The following is a 246-nucleotide window of genomic DNA, read 5'->3' on the forward strand; positions in this document are numbered from 1 at the left end:
ATACCGATGTCTTTCGGCTTGCGCTGGGTCGCGCCGTTGATACCGCAATTGATTCGCCAATACCCTGAGTTGTCGATAGATCTGCACCTGTCGGATGCCGCCGTCGACTTGATCGCGGAGGGGTTCGACGCGGCGTTGCGTATCGCGGTATTACCGGACTCATCGCTGGTGGCTCGGCGGATATGCGCAGTCACCCAATACCTGGTGGCATCGCCTGGCTACCTGGAGCAGCACGGGCATCCCACT

The 246-nt window shown here is 60.2% G+C and carries 1 protein-coding gene; it reads left to right on the forward strand.

Annotation, left to right across the window (positions count from 1 at the left end; all coding sequences use genetic code 11):
• On the forward strand, positions 1-246 hold a 246-nt coding region (locus tag SB717_RS38550), incomplete at both ends, for a LysR substrate-binding domain-containing protein (protein ID WP_410908500.1).

This window comes from Priestia sp. SIMBA_032 (genome assembly GCF_046535215.1).
Classification (GTDB): domain Bacteria; phylum Bacillota; class Bacilli; order Bacillales; family Bacillaceae_H; genus Priestia; species Priestia aryabhattai.